General features: G+C 50.8%; 26 protein-coding genes. All 26 read left to right on the top strand.

Going from position 1 to position 24,771, the window contains the following annotated elements; all coding sequences use genetic code 11:
• Positions 1 to 21 precede the first annotated feature (21 nt).
• The 26 genes from AC5E51_RS12245 to AC5E51_RS12370 all read left to right on the top strand — a co-directional run bounded on the left by AC5E51_RS12245 (position 22) and on the right by AC5E51_RS12370 (position 24,768).
• Entirely contained in the window at positions 22 to 303 is a 282-nt protein-coding gene (locus AC5E51_RS12245; RefSeq protein ID WP_068436130.1) for an STAS domain-containing protein, read from the top strand.
• A 29-nt stretch (positions 304 to 332) separates the two neighbouring features.
• Entirely contained in the window at positions 333 to 695 is a 363-nt protein-coding gene (locus AC5E51_RS12250; RefSeq protein WP_068436128.1) for a response regulator, read from the top strand.
• Between the two features lie 4 nt (positions 696 to 699).
• On the top strand, positions 700 to 2,781 hold the full coding sequence (locus AC5E51_RS12255; RefSeq protein ID WP_301378885.1) for a chemotaxis protein CheA: 2,082 nt from the start codon (positions 700 to 702) through the stop codon (positions 2,779 to 2,781).
• A gap of 8 nt (positions 2,782 to 2,789) precedes the next feature.
• The gene (locus tag AC5E51_RS12260; protein WP_301387331.1) at positions 2,790 to 3,311 is read left to right on the top strand and encodes a chemotaxis protein CheW; all 522 of its coding nucleotides are present in this window, start codon (positions 2,790 to 2,792) and stop codon (positions 3,309 to 3,311) included.
• Positions 3,312 to 3,354: 43 nt separating this feature from the next.
• Positions 3,355 to 6,102, top strand: a complete 2,748-nt coding sequence (locus AC5E51_RS12265) for a methyl-accepting chemotaxis protein (protein ID WP_301378887.1) — start codon at positions 3,355 to 3,357, stop codon at positions 6,100 to 6,102.
• 6 nt (positions 6,103 to 6,108) lie between these two features.
• Positions 6,109 to 6,957, top strand: a complete 849-nt coding sequence (locus AC5E51_RS12270) for a CheR family methyltransferase (protein WP_297532856.1) — start codon at positions 6,109 to 6,111, stop codon at positions 6,955 to 6,957.
• 11 nt (positions 6,958 to 6,968) lie between these two features.
• Complete coding sequence (gene cheD / locus AC5E51_RS12275; RefSeq protein WP_491778654.1) at positions 6,969 to 7,613, top strand: chemoreceptor glutamine deamidase CheD; 645 nt, start codon at positions 6,969 to 6,971, stop codon at positions 7,611 to 7,613.
• Positions 7,614 to 7,624: 11 nt separating this feature from the next.
• A complete protein-coding gene (locus tag AC5E51_RS12280; RefSeq protein WP_491222762.1) occupies positions 7,625 to 8,671 on the top strand; it encodes a protein-glutamate methylesterase/protein-glutamine glutaminase in 1,047 nt (348 codons plus the stop codon).
• 59 nt (positions 8,672 to 8,730) lie between these two features.
• A complete protein-coding gene (locus AC5E51_RS12285; RefSeq protein WP_068438777.1) occupies positions 8,731 to 9,033 on the top strand; it encodes an STAS domain-containing protein in 303 nt (100 codons plus the stop codon).
• Positions 9,034 to 9,042: 9 nt separating this feature from the next.
• On the top strand, positions 9,043 to 10,749 hold the full coding sequence (locus AC5E51_RS12290) for an ATP-binding SpoIIE family protein phosphatase (RefSeq protein ID WP_301387330.1): 1,707 nt from the start codon (positions 9,043 to 9,045) through the stop codon (positions 10,747 to 10,749).
• Positions 10,746 to 11,072, top strand: a complete 327-nt coding sequence (locus AC5E51_RS12295) for an Hpt domain-containing protein (protein WP_068442304.1) — start codon at positions 10,746 to 10,748, stop codon at positions 11,070 to 11,072. The genes AC5E51_RS12290 and AC5E51_RS12295 overlap by 4 nt, the downstream gene beginning before the upstream one ends.
• 78 nt (positions 11,073 to 11,150) lie before the next feature.
• Complete coding sequence (locus AC5E51_RS12300; RefSeq protein WP_068442308.1) at positions 11,151 to 12,527, top strand: flagellar hook-length control protein FliK; 1,377 nt, start codon at positions 11,151 to 11,153, stop codon at positions 12,525 to 12,527.
• 242 nt (positions 12,528 to 12,769) lie between these two features.
• Positions 12,770 to 13,300: a flagellar basal body-associated FliL family protein gene (locus tag AC5E51_RS12305; RefSeq protein WP_297532868.1), complete on the top strand. Its 531-nt coding sequence runs from the start codon at positions 12,770 to 12,772 to the stop codon at positions 13,298 to 13,300.
• A 9-nt stretch (positions 13,301 to 13,309) separates the two neighbouring features.
• Entirely contained in the window at positions 13,310 to 14,278 is a 969-nt protein-coding gene (fliM, locus tag AC5E51_RS12310; RefSeq protein WP_068442311.1) for a flagellar motor switch protein FliM, read from the top strand.
• 12 nt (positions 14,279 to 14,290) lie between these two features.
• Positions 14,291 to 14,827, top strand: a complete 537-nt coding sequence (gene fliN / locus AC5E51_RS12315) for a flagellar motor switch protein FliN (RefSeq protein ID WP_068442312.1) — start codon at positions 14,291 to 14,293, stop codon at positions 14,825 to 14,827.
• Positions 14,802 to 15,209 (top strand): flagellar biosynthetic protein FliO, encoded by a 408-nt coding sequence (gene fliO, locus AC5E51_RS12320; RefSeq protein WP_084188740.1) that lies wholly within the window; start codon positions 14,802 to 14,804, stop codon positions 15,207 to 15,209. The genes fliN and fliO overlap by 26 nt, the downstream gene beginning before the upstream one ends.
• Positions 15,206 to 15,973, top strand: coding sequence for a flagellar type III secretion system pore protein FliP (fliP, locus tag AC5E51_RS12325; RefSeq protein ID WP_348655064.1), 768 nt, complete (start codon positions 15,206 to 15,208; stop codon positions 15,971 to 15,973). Before fliO ends, fliP begins: the two co-directional genes overlap by 4 nt.
• A gap of 41 nt (positions 15,974 to 16,014) precedes the next feature.
• Entirely contained in the window at positions 16,015 to 16,284 is a 270-nt protein-coding gene (locus AC5E51_RS12330) for a flagellar biosynthetic protein FliQ (RefSeq protein WP_297532873.1), read from the top strand.
• A 3-nt stretch (positions 16,285 to 16,287) separates the two neighbouring features.
• Positions 16,288 to 17,064, top strand: coding sequence for a flagellar biosynthetic protein FliR (fliR, locus tag AC5E51_RS12335; RefSeq protein ID WP_068442316.1), 777 nt, complete (start codon positions 16,288 to 16,290; stop codon positions 17,062 to 17,064).
• Positions 17,065 to 17,072: 8 nt separating this feature from the next.
• Positions 17,073 to 18,218, top strand: a complete 1,146-nt coding sequence (gene flhB, locus AC5E51_RS12340) for a flagellar biosynthesis protein FlhB (protein WP_297532876.1) — start codon at positions 17,073 to 17,075, stop codon at positions 18,216 to 18,218.
• A gap of 94 nt (positions 18,219 to 18,312) precedes the next feature.
• Positions 18,313 to 20,523 carry a flagellar biosynthesis protein FlhA gene (gene flhA / locus AC5E51_RS12345; RefSeq protein ID WP_414716539.1) on the top strand — a complete coding sequence of 737 codons (2,211 nt, stop codon included), beginning with the start codon at positions 18,313 to 18,315 and terminating at the stop codon, positions 20,521 to 20,523.
• A 12-nt stretch (positions 20,524 to 20,535) separates the two neighbouring features.
• On the top strand, positions 20,536 to 21,879 hold the full coding sequence (gene flhF / locus AC5E51_RS12350) for a flagellar biosynthesis GTPase FlhF (protein WP_491221874.1): 1,344 nt from the start codon (positions 20,536 to 20,538) through the stop codon (positions 21,877 to 21,879).
• 6 nt (positions 21,880 to 21,885) lie between these two features.
• Positions 21,886 to 22,704 carry a MinD/ParA family protein gene (locus AC5E51_RS12355; protein WP_076514917.1) on the top strand — a complete coding sequence of 273 codons (819 nt, stop codon included), beginning with the start codon at positions 21,886 to 21,888 and terminating at the stop codon, positions 22,702 to 22,704.
• Between the two features lie 21 nt (positions 22,705 to 22,725).
• Positions 22,726 to 23,433: an RNA polymerase sigma factor FliA gene (locus tag AC5E51_RS12360; RefSeq protein WP_491778659.1), complete on the top strand. Its 708-nt coding sequence runs from the start codon at positions 22,726 to 22,728 to the stop codon at positions 23,431 to 23,433.
• A 169-nt stretch (positions 23,434 to 23,602) separates the two neighbouring features.
• A complete protein-coding gene (gene cheY / locus AC5E51_RS12365; protein ID WP_436286953.1) occupies positions 23,603 to 23,977 on the top strand; it encodes a chemotaxis response regulator CheY in 375 nt (124 codons plus the stop codon).
• 14 nt (positions 23,978 to 23,991) lie between these two features.
• Entirely contained in the window at positions 23,992 to 24,768 is a 777-nt protein-coding gene (locus tag AC5E51_RS12370; protein ID WP_068440228.1) for a protein phosphatase CheZ, read from the top strand.
• Positions 24,769 to 24,771: the final 3 nt, after the last annotated feature.

Genomic DNA, 24,771 nt, shown 5'->3' on the forward strand with positions numbered 1-24,771 from the left:
GTCCATGACCGGAATAAAACCATGACCGACACCAGCCCAGTTAACTGTGGTAACCGCCTTAGTATTGATCAGGCTGAAGCTCTCTTAGAGAAGCTTGAGGCTGCTGTGCAAGCAGGCGGAGATGTTGTTCTTGATGGCAGTGAAGTGCAGTACTCGGATACAGCGGGTTACCAGCTTCTGATCAGCCTCCGGAAAACGCTGGAAACCACAGGTAACAGCATTCAATGGCATGCGGTCTCTGAAAATATCCGGGAGATTACGGGCTATCTTGGCCTCAAGCAGGCGATAAACCTGCCAGATTAATTATTCGTTTACTAAGAGGGAGTACTCCTATGACGAGTATTTTAGCGGTCGATGATTCGGCATCCATGCGTCAGATGGTGAGTTTCACACTGAAAGGTGCGGGCTTTGACGTACGCGAAGCGACTGACGGTGTGGAGGCGTTAGAAATCGCTAAAACTGAGAGCTTTGACCTGGTGCTGACTGACGTAAATATGCCAAATATGAATGGCATTGAGTTGGTTAAGAACCTTCGTCAACTCGATAACTACAAGTTTACTCCAATGTTAATGCTCACCACCGAATCCGCAGGTGACATGAAAATGCAGGGTAAACAGGCTGGTGCTACCGGCTGGATTGTGAAGCCGTTTAATCCGGATCAATTGCTGAGTACGATCAAGCGCGTTCTGGGGTAAGCACATGAGTGTCGATCTGTCGCAATTCCATCAGGTGTTTTTCGAAGAAAGTTTCGAAGGCCTCGACATAATGGAAAGTGAGCTGCTGGATATGGACCCGGCAGATGTTGATGACGAAACCGTTAACAATATCTTCCGTGCCGCTCACTCCATTAAGGGTGGCGCAGGCACCTTCGGCTTTATGCCGGTGTCTGAATTTACTCACGTCCTTGAAACCTTACTGGATGAAATACGCTCCGGAAAGCGCTCTATGGAGCCTCGCTATGTCGACCTGTTTTTACAGTCGGTCGATTGCCTGCGCGGCATGTTATCCGATATGCAGGAAGGTAACGATCCAGAGACAGAGCGACCGGCAGAACTCCGTAAAGAATTTGAAGTTATTCTCGGCATGGAGCAGGAAAGCGCTCCAGAAGAGGCTGCTTCAGAGCCTGATGAAAAAGATGGCGGCTGGTTGATTGACGTTCAACCGCATACCGACCTTCTGATGACGGGTAACGAACCCTTCCGTATGTTCCGTGAATTACGCGAACTGGTCGGGGAAGACAATTTTGAGGTCACTGCCGATATAGACAGCGTCCCTGAACTGAGCAGTCTGGCACCGGAAGAGTGTGTCATGAACTGGCAGATTAAAGTCACTACTTCAGTTCCACTCGATGATATTAAAGCGATTTTTGAATGGGTAGAAGACGAGTGTGATCTGACGTACTCGCCGTTGGTGGGTACTTCCGAAGTAGAAGCAGAGAGTAGTGCTGTAGATGCTACCGGAACACCTGCTGCTGGACAATTACCTGAGGCAGCTGCAGTTGCGTCACCTGAAAAAACTGCGGTTGTGGCTGAGGCTCAGAAATCCGCGAAGCCGGCAAAAGCTCCGAAGAAGGCCGCCGAAAGCTCATCGATCCGTGTGTCTATCGATAAAGTAGACAGCCTGATCAATATGGTCGGTGAGTTGGTGATTACCCAGTCGATGCTGGGTCAGCTGGGACAGGACTTTGATCTGAGCCGCCTTGCAAAACTGCAGGAAGGCTTGTCTCAGCTGGAACAGAATACGCGCGAACTGCAGGAAAGCGTCATGAAAATACGCATGATGCCGATCAGTTTTGCCTTCAGTCGCTTCCCGCGCCTGGTGCGGGATCTGGGTGGTCAGCTCGGTAAGAAAGTGATTCTCGAAACCATCGGCGAGCAGACTGAACTAGACAAAACGGTGATGGAAAAAATCAACGATCCTCTCGTACACCTCGTTCGTAACTCAATGGATCACGGACTTGAGACAACAGAAAAGCGTATCGCTGCCGGTAAATCTGAAGAGGGTACCATCACCCTGAATGCGTACCACCAGGGCGGAAATATCGTTATTGAAGTCGCGGATGACGGCGCTGGCCTGAACGAAGACCGGATTCTGAAAAAAGCGATCGAAAAAGGTCTGGTACCAGAGAATAACAGCCTTACTCCAGAGGAAATACACAACCTTATTTTCCTGCCAGGGTTCTCAACAGCAGAAGCGGTGAGCGATATTTCTGGCCGTGGTGTTGGTATGGATGTGGTACGTAGGAATATCCAGGCGCTGAATGGCAGTATTGAAGTCAAGTCTCAGCGTAACGTGGGTTCTACCTTCATTATTCGCTTACCACTGACACTCGCCATTCTCGATGGACAACTCGTTAAGGTCTGCGAAGAAACGTATATCTTCCCGCTGGTATCGATTGTTGAATCCATCCAGATTCACAGGTCTTCACTGAATCATGTCACTGGCAGCCAGTACGTCATGCAGTTGCGTGATGAATATATTCCGATTGTAAGACTCGACCAGATCTTTGGTCTGCGTGATGACAAAGATGTTGTCGATGAAATGATGCTGGTGGTTGTTGAAGGCGATAACGAAAAAATCGGCATCGTGGTCGATGATCTTCTGGGCCAGCAGCAGGTTGTTATTAAGAGTCTTGAACAGAATTATCAGAAAGTGTCCGGTATTTCGGGCGCCACAATTCTGGGTGATGGAACCGTTGCTTTAATTATCGACATTTCCAGTATCGGTAAAAATATTGTTCCTGTTAAACGAAACCAGAACCGCTCTGAACGAGCTGCATGAGGTCCGGGATGGAAGAGCTTAAGAAAGAGATAGTTTTGCCTGAAGGTGACATCGGTGACGAGCAGCAATACCTGACGTTCATCATGTCAGGTGAAGAGTACGGTGTAGATATTCTGGCAGTACAGGAAATTCGTGGCTGGGAAGAGCCAACACTCATACCTAATGCGCCATCGTATATTCGGGGTGTGATCAATCTACGTGGAACCATCGTCCCTATCATGGATTTGCGCCTGAGATTCGGGCTGGACGAGGCAGATTATACCGCAACGACTGTGGTCATTATTCTGAAATTTGAAAGCGACAACGGTGAGCGCGTGATGGGTATTGTTGTCGATGCTGTATCCGATGTTTATACCATTGCCGACGAAGACACCCGTCGACCTCCAGAACTGACGGAGGACGACAACTCAGATTTTATTAAAGGTCTGGTGAACGTGAACGAGAAGATGGTCATTCTGCTCGATGTAGAAGAGCTACTGATGCTACGCATGGGTATGGCTGCAACTCCTTATTCTATTGATGAAGATTAACTGCCGTAAGGTATTTGCCTGAAGAAGGTACAGGAAGGTAACTATGAGCTTTTTCCGCAATATCATTTCCGGTGGCGCAGCCATCGACCCTAATAAAATCCGTGAAATGGAAGGGAAGCTGGCTGCGATTGAGAAAAGTCAGGCTTCTATCGAATTTAAGCCGGACGGAACGATTGTCACAGCAAATCAGAATTTTCTGGATGCGATGGGCTACCGTCTGGAAGAAATACAAGGCCAGCACCACAGTATTTTTGTGTCGGCTAAGTACGCTAAAACGCCAGAATACGCGGCCTTCTGGAATTCTCTGGCACGCGGAGATTTTCAGACGGCGGAGTTTGAGCGCTTTAACAAAGCAGGCGAGAGTATCTGGATTCAGGCGACGTATAACCCAATCTTTGATGAAACCGGCAAAGTGGTGAAGGTTATTAAGTACGCAACCGACATTACAGAGCAGAAACGTCGGAATATTGATTACGCGGGCAAAGTAGAAGCCATCAGTCGTGCCCAGGCCATGATTGAGTTTACGCCAGAGGGTGAGATCCTGACCGCGAACGATAATTTCCTGAATACCTTGGGTTATCAGCTTAGTGAGATTCAGGGGAAGCATCATCGCATGTTCGTAAAACCAGAGTATGCAAACAGCCCTGAATACGCAGAATTCTGGAAGAAGCTTGGCCAAGGTGAGTTCAGTGCCGATGAATTTGAGCGTGTTGCGAAAGATGGCACCTCTGTCTGGATTCAGGCGACTTATAACCCCATCCTTAATGATGATGGGGATGTTGTTAAAGTCGTGAAATTTGCCTCAGACATCACCGAGCAGAAAGCCAGGGCTGCGCTGAACGAGAAAAATGCACAGATTGCCAGCGCACTGAAGTTGTGCCAGGCAACCGTGATGATGGCAGATAATGATCTCAATATCGTTTATATGAACGATGAGATGGTTAAAATGCTTCAGAATCGCGAAGCAGATATCCAGAAGCATCTCAGTAACTTCAAAGTGTCGGAGTTAATCGGCACTAACGTCGATAGCTTTCATAAAAAGCCGTCGCATCAGCGTGGCATTCTTAAGGCTCTTGATAAGCCCATTGAAACCCAGCTTTCATTCGATGATGTTAAGTTCGATCTGACCGCATCGCCATGGTACGACGCAGATGGTAATCGCATCGGCACCGTGGTTGAGTGGGTTGATATGACCGATATTCTCAAGGCTCGGGAAGAAGAAAAGCGTATTTCAGACGAGAACCTTCGGGTACGCCAGGCTCTCGACTCTGTCAGCACGAATGCCATGATTGCGGACACTGACGGCAACATCATCTATATGAACGAAGCCGTTGAAAATATGATGAAGAATTCTGAAGCGGATCTGCGTAAAGATCTGCCTTCATTTAATGCCTCGGCCTTAATGGGCGCGAATATCGATACATTCCATAAGAACCCTGCGCATCAGCGCTCTATGCTGGCCGCCTTAACACAGACCTATAAAACTCAGATTGAAGTCGGCGGCCGTCACTATGCGTTGATCGCTAACCCAATTATTAACGACAGTAATGAGCGTTTGGGGACGGTGGTTGAGTGGACTGACCGAACTATCGAAGTCCGCGCTGAGCGTGAAATCGATGCCATTGTTGAGGCAGCCGCAGGCGGTGATCTGTCCCGTCGTATCGATACGATCGGTAAACAAGGTTTCTTCCTTGGTCTGGCAGAAGGGCTTAACCGCCTTCTTGGTATTGCCGATGACGTGGTTAATGACACCGTGCGTATCTTTGATGCACTGGCGCATGGCAATCTGACCCGCAAAATCGAAACTGATTACATGGGGTCATTTGGCAAGCTCAAGCAGGACGCCAACTCAACGGTTGAGCGCCTGACTGAAATAATGACCCGTATCCGTGAGTCTGCATCGACCGTTGCTACCGGTGCCAGTGAAATCGCTCAGGGCAATGCGGATCTGAGTAAGCGTACTGAGTCGCAGGCATCCAGCCTGGAAGAAACGGCTTCCAGTATGGAAGAAATGACTAGTGCAGTGAAGCAGACCAGTGAAAACTCGGTACATGCCAATGAGCTGGCAAGTTCTGCGAAGAACAAAGCCGAAGAAGGTGGTGAGGTTGTCGAGAAAGCCGTCACTGCGATGGATGAAATTAATCAGGCCAGTAAGAAGATCTCAGACATTATCGGTGTGATTGATGAAATCGCCTTCCAGACGAATCTGCTGGCATTGAATGCTGCTGTAGAGGCGGCGCGTGCAGGTGAGCAGGGCCGTGGATTTGCGGTTGTGGCAGGTGAAGTCCGGAATCTGGCTCAGCGCTCAGCTGGTGCTGCGAAAGAGATCAAGGATCTGATCCGCGACAGTGTGGATAAGGTTGAAGCAGGGACGTCTCTGGTGAATGCATCGGGTAAAACCCTGAATGAAATTATCGGCGCAGTTGATCGTGTATCAGCTATGATCCAGGAAATCAGTACTGCGGCTGCTGAGCAGTCTGCGGGTATTGATCAGGTGAACAGCGCGGTTGCCCAGATGGATGAAATGACGCAGCAGAACGCTGCTCTGGTTGAGCAGGCAACGGCGGCGGGTGAGGCCATGGCCGGTCAGGCTCAGGGAATGACCCAGTTAATGGAATTCTTCACAGTTGATGCATCTTTCGCCTCCGGGTCTATGTCGATGGATGCACCCGTTGCGGCAGCACCTGCTCCAGCTGCTGCTCCAAAGGTGGCACCTGCTCCATCTGCGTCAGCTGCCGACCAGGGGGGATTGTCGGTGAGTAACTTTGACGACGACTGGGAAGAGTTTTGATCAGGTATGAACGCACATGTGTCTGATAAGCCACTGTTAGCCGACAAAGAGTTTTTAATGACAGAGCGCGATTTTGACGAAATCGCCGCTCTTGCTCTTAAGCATACAGGGATTGTTCTGGGCCGTCATAAAGCAAATATGGTGTATGGACGTATCGCTCGCAGGCTGCGTCAGACGGGGTACCGGAACTTTGCTGATTATCTGGAGTACCTGAAAGACAACTTTCGGGATGAATCGACTAATTTCATCAACTTAATTACAACCAATCTGACGTCTTTTTACCGGGAGTCGCATCACTTTGATTTCTTAAGAGATACGGTCATTCCGGAATTGAAGAAAAAATCAGATAAGAAGGTGAGAATCTGGTCTTCTGGTTGTTCCATCGGACAAGAGGCGTACACCATCGCCTTCACTCTGGCTGAAGCGCATATGGCTTCAGCGTTTGACGTGAAAATCCTGGCGACTGATCTGGATTCTAACGTCGTCAGTACGGGCGCTGAGGGAGTCTACTCTGCAGACAGTCTGATGTCTGTGCCAGATGATGCTGTCGAAAAATTCTTTGAAAAGAACCGGACTGGTAACCAGGTCCGCGTGAGAAAGAGCATACGTGATCTCGTGCATTTTAAACGTCTGAACCTCCTGGAAGGTTGGCCAATGAAAGGCAAATTCGACGTTATTTTTTGCCGTAATGTCGTGATTTATTTCAATCGAGAAACTCAGAAAACCCTGTTCAATCGCTATGCTGATTATCTACCGGTAGGGGGCTATCTGATCATAGGTCACTCAGAATCACTGAACGGTCTTACAGACCGCTTCAAGTCGCTGGGTAATACCATATACCAGAAAATTTACTAAGGGATCTGCCTATGCATCAGCGCCCACCCGAACCGAAACCTCTCAGTGGTTTTGAGCATGTCGCGCGATACTGGGACGGGGTTCACAACACCTGGGCCGCCAAAATTCTTCCCGGTGAACTATACGTTTCGACACAAGGAGAGATGATTGCGACCGTTTTAGGGTCTTGTGTCTCAGCGTGTATTCGTGATCGTAAGCTGGGAATCGGCGGAATGAACCACTTTATGCTTCCGGAGCAGAGTGAGCACTCCAGTGATGTCTGGGGGTCCAACCCGGTGACTCAGAACTCACGTTACGGTACCTGGGCGATGGAATTTTTGATCAACGAAATACTCAAGCGCGGTGGGCGACGACAGAACCTTGAAGTGAAGCTATTCGGTGGCGGCCAGATGATTGCGTCTATGAGTGATATTGGTCAGCGCAATATTTTATTTGTGTATAACTATCTGCACAACGAAGGGCTCGAGATTGCCAGAGCAGATGTTGGCGATGTGTACGCCCGCAAGGTTTTGTATTTCCCCGATACAGGCTCGGTCAAGATGCGTCGTATTTCTAACGTTAAGAACGATACATTGATGAAACGTGAAACCGAATACAGCCGCAAAGTTAAGATGGAAGACATGGAGCAGGGAGACAGCGGTATTGATCTTTTTTGAGGGGAACGTGTATGAGTAAAATTAAAGTCCTGATCATTGATGATTCCGCTCTTATTCGAAAAATGCTGCGTGAAGTGTTTGATAGTACCGATGATATAGATGTCGTCGGTGTGGCCAGTGATCCATTAATAGCCCGGGATAAAATTAAGCAGTTGAATCCGGATGTCATCACGCTTGACGTAGAAATGCCGAGAATGGATGGGTTGCAGTTTCTCAGCAACCTGATGCGCCTTCGACCCATGCCGGTAGTGATGGTATCGACTCTTACCGAAAAAGGGGCGCCAGAGACGCTTGAAGCCCTGGAAATGGGCGCGGTTGATTACATCTGTAAGCCCAAAGCACAAAGCCCAGACGAGTTTTACGAATTTGCAGAAGCACTATGTGATAAAGTCCGGATTGCTTCGCAGGCGCGTGTCGTTGCCGTTGAAACGACAAGAAGCCAGAAAACGACACGAGTCGTGACACGTGAAACGAACGATAACTATCGGCGAATCGTCGCCGTTGGGTCCTCTACAGGTGGGACTGAGGCGATTTCAGAGGTTCTTTCGTCGCTACCGGTGAACTGTCCTCCTATTGTTGTCAGTCAGCATATTCCTGAGGTGTTCAGTGCCTCGCTGGCGAAACGTCTGGATAACCTCTATCCGATGGAAGTGCTTGAAGCGAGAAATGATCTTGAAGTGATTCCTGGCCGGGTGATTATTGCTCAGGGTGGGCGTCATCTGCGCTTCAGGCGGAAGGGCGATCAGCTGTTTACCATCGTGGACGATGGCCCGAAACAGAATCTCCATAAACCTTCGGTTGAGGCAATGTTTGATTCATTGCTACAGGTTGCGGGTGGTAAGCGCCTGGTGGCTGTGATGCTGACGGGTATGGGGGCTGATGGCGCAGTTGCCATGAAGCGGCTTCATGACGCTGGTGCCCTGACCATGGCGCAGGATGAGGCATCTTCTGTTGTCTGGGGAATGCCCAGAGCTGCTCACGAGCTGGGCGCCGTGGATGAACTGATTCCTTTGACAGGAATTGCGTCAGAAATGATTAAAAAAGCGCGTTTGTTATGACCACTTTCTGTGGCTTGTGCTAAACCTAATGTACGGGATTTTTTTCAGGAGATAGTCGCATGTCAGTACGTGCATCATTGGCAGGTAACGGCCAGGAACTGGTTATTCAGGTAGACGGACGGTTTGATTTCAGTGCTCATCAGGAATTCCGTGATGCGTATGAAAGTGCTTCGCAGGTGCGGAAATATATTGTCGACCTGGGCGGTGCTACTTACCTCGACAGCTCAGCTTTGGGTATGCTGCTTCTGCTGCGCGATCATGCGGGAGGCGATCACTCTGAAATTTCAATTACGAACTGCAACGACGATGTTCGTAAGATATTAGCGATTTCTAACTTCGAGCAACTTTTCACTATTCAGTAACAGGTAATCATGACCGCTTATAAGGTCCTGATCGCGGACGATAACAGCGTTGACCGCAAGGTGTTATCGCGAGTAGTCCGCAACCAGGGAAACGAAGTAATAGAAGCAACAAATGGATTTGAAGCGGTAGATATCTTCACGGAGCATCGCCCTGATATTGTTTTGATGGACGTAATGATGCCCGGCCTCAACGGAAAAGAGGCCACCCGCCAGATCAAATCCATAGCCGAAGAAGATTTCGTTCCGGTGATTTTCCTGACGTCGCTGTCGGATGCCCAGAGTCTTGCCGACTGTCTCGAATCAGGTGGCGATGACTTTCTCACTAAACCATACAACCATGTTGTGCTTCAGGCGAAAATCGATTCGTATCACCGCATGTCCGAAATGCATAGAACATTGCTTAATCAGCGTGATGAAATCGCGCGGGTTAACCGGCACATGCTGCAGGAACAGCGGGTCGCTAAAGCGGTATACGATAACGTAGCGCACGCAGGTTGCCTGACATCCCCGAATATCCGTTATGAGCTTTCTCCGTTAGCTGTGTTTAATGGTGACGTACTACTTGCAGCGCGTAAGCCGGGTGGCGGCATGCATGTGTTACTCGGAGATTTCACCGGGCACGGACTTCCTGCTGCGATTGGCGCTATGCCCATGGCTGATATTTTTTACGGTATGACCGCAAAAGGTTTTGGTCTGCGTGAGGTACTCCGAGAGATTAATCAGAAGCTTAAAAGCATTCTTCCGGTGGGGTTCTTCTGCTGTGCCGCTGCCGTTGATCTGGCACCTGATCGGCAGGCAGCCAGCGTCTGGATGGGAGGCGTTCCGGACTGCTACCTGCTGCGCAACGATGGTGAGATGATCGAGACACTGTCTTCGCGTCATCTGCCTCTTGGTGTGATGTCTGCTGACAAGTTCAATGATCAGATGACTGAATTCCCAATGGCGAACGGTGATCGTTTGTTTCTCTGGTCGGACGGAATTATTGAAGCGCGTAATTCCGAGGGCGAAATGTTTGGGCAGGAAAGGCTGATAAATGTTGTACGCGATTCGGCTCATGCCAGCGATGTCTATGATGATATTCAGCGCGCAGTAGATGAGTTTGTTGACGGTTCGGAGCAGGATGATGACACTACACTGATCGAAGTGGTCATGGATGATGCACTTCGCGAAGATAAGGAAAGCGCGGTCACAAAAGCCGGGATATCCCAGGGGCCGCGTGACTGGAGTATGGAATACCGCCTTGAAGCTTCGACCCTGAAGTCGTTTAATCCAGTACCGTTGATGAATCACATTATGATGGAGGTTCCGGGGTTACGGGCGATTGGCGGGCAGTTGTACACTGTTGTTGCTGAGCTATTCTCTAACGCCTTTGAGCACGGCGTATTAGGGCTACACTCTTCAATGAAGCAATCTCCAGATGGGTTTATGGAATATTACCGTCAGAGAGAGAAGCGTGTGGCTGAGCTTGAGGAAGGTTTCGTCCGTATTAATATGCATCATACCGGAGTGGGTGATAGCGGTACTCTGACACTGACCCTGGAAGATAGCGGTGATGGTTTTGATTACAAGGGCCATAACAGAGTGGAAGGTAGCGGGAATAATTACTCGGGAAGGGGTATCCCGCTTATTGAAAGCATCTGCGATTCGATTGAGTATCGCGGAAAAGGTAACGAAGTATCTGTAGTCATTCATTGGCCACTGGAGCAGGCGACATGATTGATCTTGAGTCGCTGAACATGCTTAAGGACATCATGGAGGAGGAGTTTCAGCCTCTTATTGAACTGTATATCCGTGATAGTGACAGACGCTTCCCTGCGATGCGTAAGGCACTGAGTGAGGGGGATTGTGAAAGCCTCCGCATGACTGTGCATAGTCTTAAAGGCGCTAGCAGCAATGTTTGCGCGGTTGATTTCGCAGAGCAGGCATATACTGTAGAAAAAATGGCGATTGATGGTGCTCTGGACCAACTCCCTGGTGCGATAGATGCGCTGGAGCAGTCTTACCAGCAGGTGCGTCAACAATTGAGCGCTCTTGTTTGATTTCCTGAAGTCTATTCAATCATAAAACTGGCCCATCTTTTGCGATATCCCCGGTAACCCAGATAACAGGAGACCGGGATGAACCCTTCTCTTCCAAACAGCCCGATGGCGTCACTACTGATGTCGCTTGGCGGAAATATCGACTTTCAGGACCTGAAACTCAGTGGTGACGGGGCCTCTGGCCTGAGTGACTTTTCAAGTTTGCTTGATGAGATGCAGCTTCAACCGCTGGATACAGAAAAAACTGGCGGCATACCTTCGGCCCTGGCGGCAATCTCAGAGGGGCAAAATCTGCCGCTGGACTTGCCGCTCGGTTTATCAGGCGACAAGGACACCGCATTGTCGGGGGAAAGCCTCTCGCTTCTCTCTACTGGTGAGCCTGTTGATACATCAGGCCAGGAGCTGATGGGCGACACCCTGATGGCTCAGATTCAGAAAGGAAAAGACATTTCAGTGCGTTACGCCGATACAGAAGTGGCGTCAGGCGGTCATATAGCTGAAGACTTTGACGGTGCTGATCTTGATGCATCGGCTAATGTTACACTAGCCACGCCTTCGGATCGTGTGACAGATACTGCTTCACCGCTTGCGGCCGCGACTGTCTCGCCGATGGCGAATGCGATACGCAGCCAGAACTCTGGCGAGATGCGCCAGCAGAGTGATCAGAGAATCTCAGGTAAGCCGCAACTTGCCGCCGCGACTGCTAATGGCGCTGAACCCGTTCCAGAAGAAGCCGAGAGTGAACTGGTCAGTGACGTATTTAAACCAGTCACTGCCGATGATACGCGCCTGGAAACGTCCGGTTTTAGAGAGAGTATGCTGAACAGTCAGGGAGGGTCATCGACGGCACAAGCCTCTGTAACGCCTGCAACGGTTCAGTCTCAGCCAGCCGCAGCGACGACCGCTGCCGCCGCTAATGCAGACATGATTAATGCAGAGAGCCCAACCGAAGAACTCGTCTCAGAAGACTACAGTTTTGAGGAAGGTTTTGAGCAGAAGCTCCAGCGCCAGTTCCGGGAGAAACTGGAATTTGGGCAGGACCGTAGGGAGTGGACGCCAGCGTTAGGTGCTCGCTTGGTGACTATGGTCGCGAACGATGTTCAGCAGGCGCGTATTCAGCTTGACCCTCCTGAGTTGGGCAGCCTCGAAATCCGTATGCAGGTACAGAATGATCAAGCCAGTGTCCAGGTGTCTGCACAGAGTCACCAGGTGAAAGATGTACTCGACAACAGCGCCCAGCGGCTGCGGGATGCACTTGCTGCTGAGGGTATTGAGTTGAGTGAGTTCAGTGTTTCTGCCGACAGTGGTGGTCAAGGAAGGGACGGTGCTTCTGATAACTCTGACGGCTCAAATGCGGGTTTTGCTGGCGGATCTGGCGCTGAAGGGGAGGAGGTAGTCGGTATAAATCAGGCGCATACACCGGCCCCTGATTCTTTACTGGATACATTCGCTTAACCAGATTGGTCAGGCCTGCAGTGTTTGCGTCAGGCCTGACATTCCCATTCTCTCTATAGCTAACTGAGACTCCGGCCCATCGGCCTCTTCGCGTCCTCTGTTTGATTGGCCAATTCCATCGGCCGCCACAGCAATTTACTTCTACACTGAAGTCAGACTTATCGTGGGGTTTGATGTCATTTTTTTGGCGAAAAAACGTGGCACAAGCTTTGCAGATTTGACTTCATACAGGAGATTTCCGAATGGCAAAAGAACAGGACCTTAAGCTGGAAGGTCAGGAAGGCGAAGAAGAGCAGTCGGGTGGTGGTAAGAAAAAGCTCATTATCATCATCGCCATCGTCCTGATCGTTTTACTGGCGGGGGGCGGTGCAGCAGCCTTCTTCTTACTCGGTGGCGAAGAGGAAGAGGTCACTGACGAAGAAGTGGTCGAAGAGGTCGTTGAAGAGCCTGAACTTGCTGCGGTGTACGTCAAGCTGAAACCAGAATTCGTCATCAGCTTTCAGGTCGGTACGCGTCAGAGATACGTACAGGCAAGCATCGAAATTATGACGCGTCAGCAGTCCATCGTAGATGCTCTTGAGTTGCACGAGCCCATGGTGAGAAACGAGGTGATCAATATTGTCAGCCGCCAGGAGTTTGCGAAATTACGAACAGCCGAAGGACGGGTTGCTCTGCAAAATGCGTTGAAAAGCGCGATCACGGAAATGATGGAACGGGAAGCAGGCTCTGACGGTGTCGAAGCTGTGCTGTTTACCAACTTTGTAATGCAGTAGGAATTAAGTGTGCAGGATTTACTGTCGCAAGATGAAATTGATGCCTTATTGCATGGTGTAGACGACGGCGACATTGGCCCCGAAGAAGAGGTCGATGCGGCCGGAATCAAATCCTACGATCTTACCAGCAACGACCGTATCGTCCGCGGACGTATGCCAACGCTGGAAATGATCAATGAGCGATTTGCACGTTACACCCGCATCAGCATGTTTAATTTTCTGCGTCGCAGCGCTGATGTCGCTTCTGGCGGTGTACAGATTATGAAATTTGGTGAGTACATACACACCTTGTATGTACCAACCAGTCTGAATCTTGTGAAAATGCGCCCATTGCGCGGCACCGCATTATTTATTTTGGACGCCAAACTCGTTTTTAAACTGGTGGATAACTTTTTTGGCGGCGATGGGCGTCATGCAAAGATTGAAGGGCGTGAATTTACGCCGACAGAGGTTCGGGTTGTTCAGTTGATTCTGACGCAGGTATTCAACGACATGATGGAAGCCTGGTCGCCGGTGATTCCTGTGGAATTTGAATACGTGGGTTCGGAAGTAAATCCAGCCATGGCCAATATCGTCAGTCCAAGCGAAGTCGTAGTTGTCAGTACCTTCCATATTGAGCTTGATGGCGGTGGTGGTGACCTCCACCTGACTATCCCTTATTCGATGATTGAACCGATGCGCGAGGTTCTGGACGCTGGTTTCCAGAGTGACGTGGACGACGTTGATGAACGTTGGCAGCAGTCGCTGCGTGAGGACATCCTCGAGGCTCCCGTCGAAATACACGGAACACTGGCGCAGCGCGACATTACACTACGAGAAGTTGCCGCATTAAAAACCGGCGATGTCATACCGATTGAAATCCCCGAAGACTTTGTGTTGGAAGCGAATGGCATTCCAATCTTTACCGGGAAAATGGGCATATCCAATGAGAATCTGGCTGTCAAAATTAAAGAACAGATTTCTCACAGAAAACGCTGACAGGAGCAGGTTATGAGTGACGAAAAAGATCAGGATCAGTCACCCGAAGAAGAATTAGATCCTCAGAAACTTGCTGATGAAGTAGCGGGTGGTATTGAAGAGGCCAGCGGCGAGGAAAGTGCAGCGGAAGGTGAAGAAGATGATCAGGCGCTGGCCGATGAGTGGGCCGCTGCCATGGAAGAAGCGGGAGAAACAGATGAAGAAGAACCTGAACCAGAGCCTGACCCTGTAAAGCAGATTGAGCTTGATGAACTGCAGGATGAAGGTCGCCCTGGTGGCAATGGTGATAATCCGGAGCTGGAGGTCATCCTCGACATCCCGGTTCGTATTTCAATGGAAGTAGGTGCGACCAAAATACCTATCCGGAATCTGCTGCAGTTAAATCAGGGCTCTGTTGTAGAGCTTGATCGCCTTGCTGGTGAGCCATTGGATGTACTGGTGAACGGAACCCTGATTGCGCACGGTGAAGTTGTCATGGTTAACGATAAATTTGGTATCCGCCTGACGGATGTGGTGAGTCAGAGTGAACGTATACACCGCCTGCGCTAAATTTTTACTCTTGCTGCCCGGCATGGCGTTCGCTGAAGAACAGGTGACGCCTATGCTGCAAGCGACACCGATGGCCAGTGCTGGAAAGGTCGTGCTTTTCCTGATCCTCATACTTGGCCTTATTGTGGGTCTGGCCTGGCTGGTGAATAAAACCCGCGTTGGTCAGTGGACAGGCGGTGCTCAACACCTGAAAACACTTGCGGTACTACCCTTAGGGCAGCGCGAAAAAGTGGCCATTATTCAGGCCGGTGAACAACAGCTTGTGATTGGTATTACACCGCACGGCATTAACACGCTGGCAACGCTGGACCAACCGATTGATGTTGCAGAAAATAAGCCCGCTGATTTTGCCGATATTCTGAAGAAGGCTGTACGCAAATGAAGACTCTGATGCGTTGGCTGCCTCTGTTTCTTATGATGCCGGCGTTCGCCTTCGGCGCGGACCCTGCGGCCCCGGTAACTGGCCCTGGCGGTATTCCTGCCGTTGTTTATACCGCTAATGACAACGGTGGTCAGTACTCAGTTACTATCCAGATCCTTGTATTAATGACGCTACTGACGGTATTACCGTCGCTGCTCATTATGATGACGTCATTTACCCGAATTATTGTTGTATTAGCGATTCTCCGACAGGCCATTGGCCTGCAGCAGACACCGTCGAATCAGGTACTTCTTGGCCTCTCGTTATTTCTGACGCTGTTTATCATGATGCCGGTGTTCCGCATCGTAAATGCGGACGCGATTCAGCCATATCTTGCCGAGGAAATTGCACCGCTTGAAGCGTTAGAGCGAGCCGCAGTCCCGATGCATGAGTTTATGCTGGCGCAAACACGTGAGACAGATCTTGATTTGTTCGTACGTATCAGTGGTCGTACTGATATTGCAGGTCCGGCAGAAACACCAATTCATATCCTGATTCCGGCGTTTATTACCAGTGAGCTGAAAACGGCGTTTCAGATTGGCTTTCTGATATTTATTCCGTTTCTGATCATCGACCTTGTCGTCGCCAGTATTCTGATGGCCATGGGTATGATGATGCTGTCGCCCATCATTATTTCGTTGCCATTTAAAATTATGTTATTCGTGTTGATTGATGGCTGGGCATTGATCATGGGTACTTTGGCGAATAGTTTCGGAACGATATAGGCAGGGTCTTATGAAAACGTCACCAGCGACAGGAGGCGAGAATGTCTGAAGCGATTATCGGCGATATTTTTACCAATGCACTCTACATCGTGCTGGCCATTGTTGTTGTCATTATTGTTCCCAGTCTGATCATTGGTCTGATGGTAAGTACTTTTCAGGCGGCCACCCAGATTAACGAGCAGACTTTGAGTTTCCTGCCGCGTTTAGTGGTTACCTTGCTGGCGATGATTATGTTTGGCCCCTGGGCTGTCAGCGCGGTGCTCGACTTTACGCGTGAAATTTATCTCAATATTCCCTTCCTGATCGGCTGACCCGTGATAGAGTTTGAGGCACTCGATATCAGCCATTGGATTACCCGATACGTGTATCCCTTTGCGCGGATATCCGGTCTCTTGATGGTGATGCCCCTGATCGGTACCCGCATGGTATCAATGCGGGTACGTCTGCTTCTTGCCGTTGCTGTCACTTTGGTTGTCGTGCCTCTGTTACCGCCGATTCCTAAGGTCGAAGCTATCTCCCTTGCGTCTGTCATTATTATTTTGCAGCAACTGCTTATTGGCGTTTTGCTCGGATTTGTAACCGAGCTGCTGATGCAGGTGTTTGTGATTGCAGGGCAATTGATCGCGATGCAGACCGGCCTGGGTATCGCCACCACGGTAGACCCCAGTCAGGGCGCATCGGTGGTCGTTATCTCGCAGTGGTTTCTGTTTATGGTCAGTCTGGTATTTCTGTCATTGAACGGGCACCTGGTGCTTATTGAAATACTGGTCGACAGTTTTCGCTCAATCCCGATTGGTATGGCCAGTTTTTCTGCTGAGCAGTTCGGACTACTGGTCAATTGGAGTGGCTGGATGATTGCTGCCGCAGTGGTGATTTCTCTACCTGCCATGACTGCTTTGCTGATTGTGAACCTCGCGTTTGGTGTCATGACGCGGGCGGCCCCACAGCTGAATATTTTTGCACTCGGTTTTCCTGTAACCATGATTGTCGGGCTGTTAATTATGTGGCTGAACATTGATGAGATGGCATCCAGCTTTCATGGCTACATGGATGTTCTCTTCGAGTTCCTGAAGAAGCTGATCACTCTCTAGAGGTTGTTATGGCAGAGCAGGATAGTAGTCAGGAAAAAACAGAAGAACCCACCCCCCGGCGCCTTCAAAAAGCGCGGGATGAAGGTCAGGTTCCCCGATCTAAAGAACTCGGCACCACCATGGTACTGGTCATGGGGGCTGCTGGCTTACTGATGTTTGGCCCATTCATGTCAGAGCGTATCGCTGCGATGGCCAAACATTCTTTTTCTTTCGATCGTGATACCGCGTTTGATACCGGTATGATGACGTCGTATCTCGATGCATCAGCACTAGAAGCGGCGATTGCTCTCGCACCTTGGCTGGTAGTGGTATTGATCGCCGCGTTCGCGGGCCCGCTTCTAGTCGGAGGGTGGTTATTTTCGGGCAAAGCCATCACGCCCAAACTCGACCGCTTAAATCCGCTCAGTGGCCTGAAGCGGATGTTCTCTGCCAACTCTCTGGTTGAACTGTTTAAGGCATGGGCGAAAGTGCTGGTCGTCGGTACCGTCGCCTGGTTGACGCTTCTGTTCTTTTTTCAGGATGCGATGCGCATTCAATACGAGAGTACCGAATCAGCGATTGATCACGCTATTACGATTATCATCTGGAGTGTACTGGCACTGTGTGCCTCGACGGCACTGATCGCGATTGTTGATGTGCCCTGGCAGATATACAGCTTCACGAAAAAGATGCGTATGTCGATGCAGGAAATTAAAGACGAATATAAAGAAACCGAGGGTAAGCCCGAGGTTAAGAGCAAAGTTCGTCAGTTACAGCGTGAAGTTGCGCAGCGCCGGATGATGGCCGATGTGCCAGAGGCAGACGTTGTAATTACTAACCCAACTCACTACTCGGTTGCGCTACGCTACGACGCGGGCGCCAGTGCTGCGCCTGTGTTGCTGGCGAAAGGTTCAGATCGGGTTGCTTTAAAAATCCGTGAAATCGCCAAAGAAAATAACGTACCTCAGATGCAGGCACCGCCATTGGCTCGTGCCCTGTACACCCACACCAAAGTCGGCGATGAAATACCAGAGGGGCTGTATGTCGCCGTGGCGCAGGTACTGGCGTATATCTATCAGATGGATCAGTTCGCTAAGGGGAAAGGGCCGAAGCCTGAACGTAAGCCTGACATGCCAATTCCTCGTGATCTGAGAGTCGACCCAGATCCTTCATAACTTAAAAAGTTCGATAAAAATGACTGTCTGAATTAAAACGGGAACACTTCTTGCGATACCCAGTTGGTAGAACATTTTTTTGACGGGTATCTAAATGGCAGCGGCCTCCGGAAGCAATGTAGTCGGACAACTGAAGAGCGGAGCCTCAATCCTTATGCAGGGCAACCTCGGCATTCCAGTCATGCTGCTGGTGTTGCTGGGCATGATGACGTTGCCTCTGCCGCCGTTTCTGCTGGATACCTTTTTCACCTTTAATATTGCTTTATCTATAGTCGTATTACTGGTCAGTGTTTATTCAAAACGCCCATTAGATTTCGCCATTTTCCCGACCATTCTCCTGATCGCGACATTGTTGCGTCTGGCACTCAACGTCGCCTCAACCCGTGTTGTGCTCCTGTATGGCCATGAAGGTGGTGATGCCGCGGGTAAGGTGATTGAGGCGTTTGGTGAAGTGCTGATCGGCGGTAACTATGCCGTGGGTCTGGTGGTCTTTATGATTCTGATGATCATCAATTTTGTGGTGGTGACCAAAGGTGCTGGCCGTGTTTCAGAAGTGAGCGCGCGCTTCACATTGGATGCTATGCCCGGTAAGCAGATGGCCATTGACGCTGACTTGAATGCTGGCCTGATTGAGGCCGAAGAGGCGAAAAAACGTCGTTCAGATATTGCCGCAGAAGCGGACTTCTACGGTGCTATGGACGGTGCCAGTAAATTCGTAAAAGGTGATGCGATCGCTGGCATTCTGATTCTGATCATTAACGTGGTGGGTGGCTTTGCCATCGGTATGGCTCAGCACAACCTGACGTTTGGTGATGCAGTATCTGCGTATACGCTGCTGGCGATTGGTGATGGTCTGGTTGCCCAGATTCCATCACTGCTGCTGTCGACTGCAACCGCCATTATGGTCACTCGTAATGGTGGCGATGAAGACATGGGACAGCAGGTCTTTGGCCAGATGTTTGGTTCTTCCCGCGCGCTGGCTGTGTCTGCCGGTCTACTTCTGTTAATGGGGGTTGTTCCGGGAATGCCACACACGGTATTTATCAGCGCCGCTCTGGTGGCTGGCCTGGCTGCCTATGTTATTCGCTGGAATAAAGAAGGCGGTGAGCTGGGCGATGCAGTCGTGCGACGATTGGGTGGAAAGCCGAAAGATACACCGGCGCTTGAAGGAGCTGGCGCTGGCGCAGGTAATGCCTTAGCAGCGCCGCAGGAAAAAGCTGCCGAGGCAATGAAGCAGCTGGAAGTTAAAGAATTGGGCTGGGACGACGTGGAGCCCGTAGATCGCGTTGGGCTTGAAGTGGGTTATCGCCTGATTCCGCTGGTGGATAAAAACCAGGGCGGGCAACTACTCAGCCGCATTAAAGGCGTTCGTCGCAAACTGTCGCAGGAACTTGGCTTTCTCATTCCGTCGGTACATATTCGCGACAACCTTGATCTGTTGCCCAATCAGTACCGAATCACCCTGATGGGTGTCACGCTGGCGGAAGCAGAAATTCATCCTGAGCGTGAGCTGGCGATTAACCCAGGCCAGGTATACGGCAAAATCGAAGGTATGGCGACGACCGACCCAGCCTTCGGTATGGAAGCTTACTGGATCACGCCAGATCTGAAAGACCGGGCACAAACGCTTGGCTATACCGTCGTCGATGCCAGTACCGTGGTCGCAACGCATATGAATCAGAAGTTGCAGACTCATGCTCATGAATTGATTGGTCATGAGGATGCTCAGCACCTGGTAGATATGCTGGCGAAGACATCTCCGAAACTGGCCGAAGAATTGGTGCCCAACAAAGTCAGCATCAGTCAGCTTCTCGCGGTCCTGCAAAACCTGCTGCGTGAGCAGGTGCCTATCCGAGATCTGCGTTCTATCGCCGAGTCTTTGGCGAACTCTCCAGCTCAGAGTCAAGATATTGCCGCTCTCGTTTCTGCCGCTCGTTTGGCTCTGGCCCGCATGATTACTCAGAATATCTTTGGAAACACCGATGAACTGCCTGTGATGACGCTGGATCCGGGGCTGGAACAATTATTGCTGAAAAGCTTACAGCAGAGTGCTCAGCAGGGCAGCCAACAGGGGCTGGTTCTTGAACCAGGTATGGCAGACACCTTGCAACGCTCACTGAATGAATCGGTGCAGACACAAGAAGCGGCAGGCCGCCCAGCGGTGCTTCTGGTGACTTCGCAATTACGTCCGGCGATGTCGCAGTTCGTCAGGAACAGTATTCCGCAATTGCACGTACTGGCTTACCAGGAAGTGCCGGACAACAAGAGCATTACGATCGTTGCTGCCGTTGGTGGCAAGTCGTAACGAGGCTGAATTATGAAGGTAAAACGTTTCGTCGCAGACAACATGCAGCTGGCATTGAAAATGGTGTCGGCTGAGCTGGGCCCGGATGCGGTCATCGTATCCAGCCGACGCCTGGATAACGGCATGGAAGTTGTGGCCAGCAGCGAGATGCTGGGAGAGATCGATACGGCAAAGCAGAGCGAACTGGATCGTCAGCTGCGCCTTCAGCGTGAGCTGGAAGCGGCGAAGCAGGCAGCACGCGCGAGTGCCGCCCAGCGTCAGGAATATGCAGCTGACACTGCAGCGCATTATGCACCACAGCAAAGAGACTCTCAGCAAGCGTCAGCTCAGGTGAGTCGTACCGAAGCGGATGTGGCAGCCGCTACCCGACTGGCGGAGCAGGCTGTTGAAGAGCGTAAAAAATCAGAAGAAACCTACCAGACCCGCCTGCAGGAAATGCAGGGTGAATTGCGTGAGCTGAAAGACTGGCTGGTCAGCCATCAGGGCAGCGCATGGGATACCCGCCGTCCATTAACCTGGCAGCAGTCTCAGCTGTGGCAGCGTTGCCAGGACATTGGTCTCGAGCCCGCGTGGGCTGACAGGGTCGTTAGTATGAGCGATCAGAGTGGAGACCTTGAGCAGGCCTGGAAGTCCGCCTTGGGCGTTATCCAGAGCGATCTGCCGTTACTGCCTCAGGGCGTACTCGAAAAGGGCGGAACCATCGCCCTTGTCGGTCCGACCGGTGCAGGCAAGACAACTACTTTGGGCAAAATTGCTGCGCGATTTGTTCAGCGCCATGGGCCAGACTCGGTCGCCTTCGTGACGCTTGATAATTATCGCATGGCAGCGCATGACCAGTTGCAGGCGTTCGCCCGGATTCTGGGTGTCGAGATGAAAGTGGTGTTGCAGAATGGTGATCTGGTGAAAACGCTCAGCACGCTGCGCAAGAAGAAACTGGTATTGATCGATAGTGCCGGACTTGCCAGTCAGGACCCACATTTTTCGTCACAGTTGTCTATGCTTAAACAGACTGGTCGTGATGTTCGTAAGTTTCTGGTGCTGCCTCTGACAAGTCAGGCGCGTTGCCTTCAGGAGAACTACGAGCACTTCAAGCCAGCGGGGCTGGATGGTTGTATTTTCACCAAACTGGATGAGTGTTTCAGCCTGGGGGCTGGCCTCAGTGTTGCCGCTCTGACCCGCTTGCCACTGACCCTGATTACCGACGGCCCTCACATCCCGGATGATCTGCATTACCCGGATGCATCGAGATTGGTCAATCTGGCTGAGCAGATGGCTCGAATGGCGCGTACGCGCTGGCAGGCGGCAGAAGCAATGAATATGGCAACACAACAGCAAAGCTTTCAACACGGAGTTTAATTGAAGATGGCGAGTCATCCTGTACAGGTCATAGCAGTCACCGGCGGTAAAGGCGGTGTTGGCAAAAGCAATGTCTCCGTAAATCTTGGTATTGCCCTGTCTGAAATGGGCCGGCGTGTCGTTATTCTTGACGCCGACCTCGGTCTGGCAAATATCGATATTCTTCTCGGTATCAGCTCGAACAAGACAATTGAAAATGTGCTGCAGGGCGAGTGTGACCTGAGAGAAGTTCTGGTCAAAGGCCCCGGTGGTATCAGAATTGTGCCTGCCTCTTCGGGGACCCAGAAACTGTCGCAGTTGAATCCAATGGAACATGCCGGGCTGATTCAGGCGTTCAGTGATATCGGCGACGATATTGATGTACTGATCATCGATACGGCAGCGGGGATTTCAGATACTGTCCTGAGTTTTGTCCGCGCGTCACAGGAAGTTCTTGTGGTTGTGACTGATGAGCCGACTTCAATTACGGATGCGTACGCGCAGATTAAACTACTGAATCGCGATTACGGTCTGTTCCGTTTCCGTGTTGTTGCCAACATGGTGAAGTCACCACAGGACGGTATGGCTTTGTTTGCCAAGCTGACCAAAGTGACTGACCGTTTTCTTGATGTTGCTATGCAATACGTTGGCGCAGTCCCTTCGGACGATGCCGTTAAGCGTGCGGTACAGCGCCAGAAGGCGGTAATTGAAGCCTATCCACGGTCAAAAGCAGCGACGTCTTTCAGGGCGTTAGCTAAGAAGGTAGACAGCTGGCCGCTGCCATCAACGCCACGCGGGCATCTTGAGTTCTTCGTGGACCGGCTGGTTGATCAGGTAGGAGCATGACGGGTGTCGACGGGAAGTTGTCTGGTGTACTCCGACGTTCAGAATACTAATTTCGACGATCTGGTCCGGGAACACGCGGGTCTGGTGAAGCGGATTGCTCATCATCTGATGGGACGCTTACCGGACAGTGTGCAGGTAGATGACCTGATCCAGTCGGGCATGATAGGTTTGCTTGAAGCTGCGCGTAAATACGATGGCGGCAAAGGCGCGAGCTTCGAAACCTACGCCGGTATCCGGATTCGTGGGGCCATGCTCGACGAAATACGCAAAGGTGACTGGGCACCCCGTTCAGTGCATCGCAATGCCCGCCGTATCCAGGATGCGATTAAACAGGTTGAAGCAGTCAAAGGTCGTGATGCCGACGACAGTGAGGTTGCGGCTGTCCTTGGTATAAGCCAGGACGAGTACCACCAGATACTGAAGGATAGTGCGGGTTGTCGTCTGTTCAGTTATGAAGAGTTACTGGAAAACGACAGTTCTCCCGATCTGATGGATGACTCGACTCCGGGGCCAGGAAAAGGCATGGAGAGGGACGCATTTCGTCGCCAGTTGGGGGAAGCCATTTCAGGCCTGCCAGAGCGCGAGCAGCTCGTTCTTGCTCTTTACTATGACGAAGAGCTGAACCTCAAAGAAATTGGCGCTGTATTAGGCGTCAGCGAGTCTCGCGTGAGTCAGCTGCACTCTCAAGCCACACACCGTTTACGCGCGCGTCTGAGTGATTGGGCCTGATTTTTCCCTACCGGCGCATCCAGCGCTTTCAGACCATATCAGACGCCGTCATTATTCTTTTCTATTCTTTCTCTCTCTTTCTGGATAAACCGCTAACTGGGTCTAAACTTAATTCAGGACCGGCTTGGTTTGTAAAAGTCGTATATTGGAGGTCGTTTTGGACAAGAACATGAAAATTCTCATTGTGGATGATTTTTCAACAATGAGACGTATCGTCAAAAACCTGCTGCGTGATCTTGGTTTCACCAACACTCAGGAGGCAGACGATGGCACAACAGCGTTGCCGATGCTGCAGAATGGCGACTTCGATTTTCTGGTCACCGACTGGAACATGCCAGGGATGACAGGCCTGGATCTTCTCAAGCATGTGCGGGAAGACGAGCGCCTTAAAACTCTGCCAGTTCTGATGGTGACTGCGGAAGCCAAGCGCGATCAGATCGTTGCAGCGGCACAGGCAGGCGTGAACGGATACGTCGTTAAGCCCTTCACCGCGGCAGTACTTAAAGAAAAAATCGATAAGATTTTTGAACGCGTCGAAGGCTGATTAAAGGTAGCGCCATGGTGGATGTAAACCTGGACAATAAGGACAACCAGGTCGGCTCGGAGATACGCTCGCTTGCGGAGAATATGCTCGAACAGCTCGAGCAGGGAGATCTCGGTAAAGCAGTTGCTCTGGTAAACGACCTCAATCAGTTGCGTGATCGCACACTGTATAACGAGATCGGACGACTGACCCGTGCCTTGCATGAGTCGATCAAGAATCTGAATGTCGATACGGTTGGCGCCGCTTCTGATATTACCGAGACAACCGATAAGCTGACGTACGTTCTTGAAATGACGGATAAGTCAGCCAATCGCACGATGGATATCGCCGATGCCGGCGGCCCTTTGGCGGGCGCTATGGGCGATCGGGCAGCGGAACTTTCTGCTCGCTGGAAACGATTTATGAAACGCGAAATGAATACCTCCGAATTTCGCGAACTCAGTCGTGATATTGATGAATATCTTTCCAGCAGCGTTAAAGATTCGTCGGAAATAAAGAAACAGTTTTCTGAAATTGTCCTGGCTCAGGACTTTCAGGATTTGACCGGGCAGGTCATTCATAAAGTGATCAATCTGATTCGCGATGTGGAAGGACGCCTGGTCACACTGGTCTCGATGGCAGGGCAGGTTGATCAGATCACTGGCATCAACCATGAGTTTGAACAAAGCACGCCGGCGCCTGATAAAGGCCCGGATATTAACCCTGAAGGTCCACAGACCGATAGCAAAGCCGATGGTGTAGTGAGTAGCCAGGATGATGTCGATGATCTGTTGTCGAGCTTAGGGTTCTAGAGG

The organism is Thalassolituus sp. (assembly GCF_984348125.1).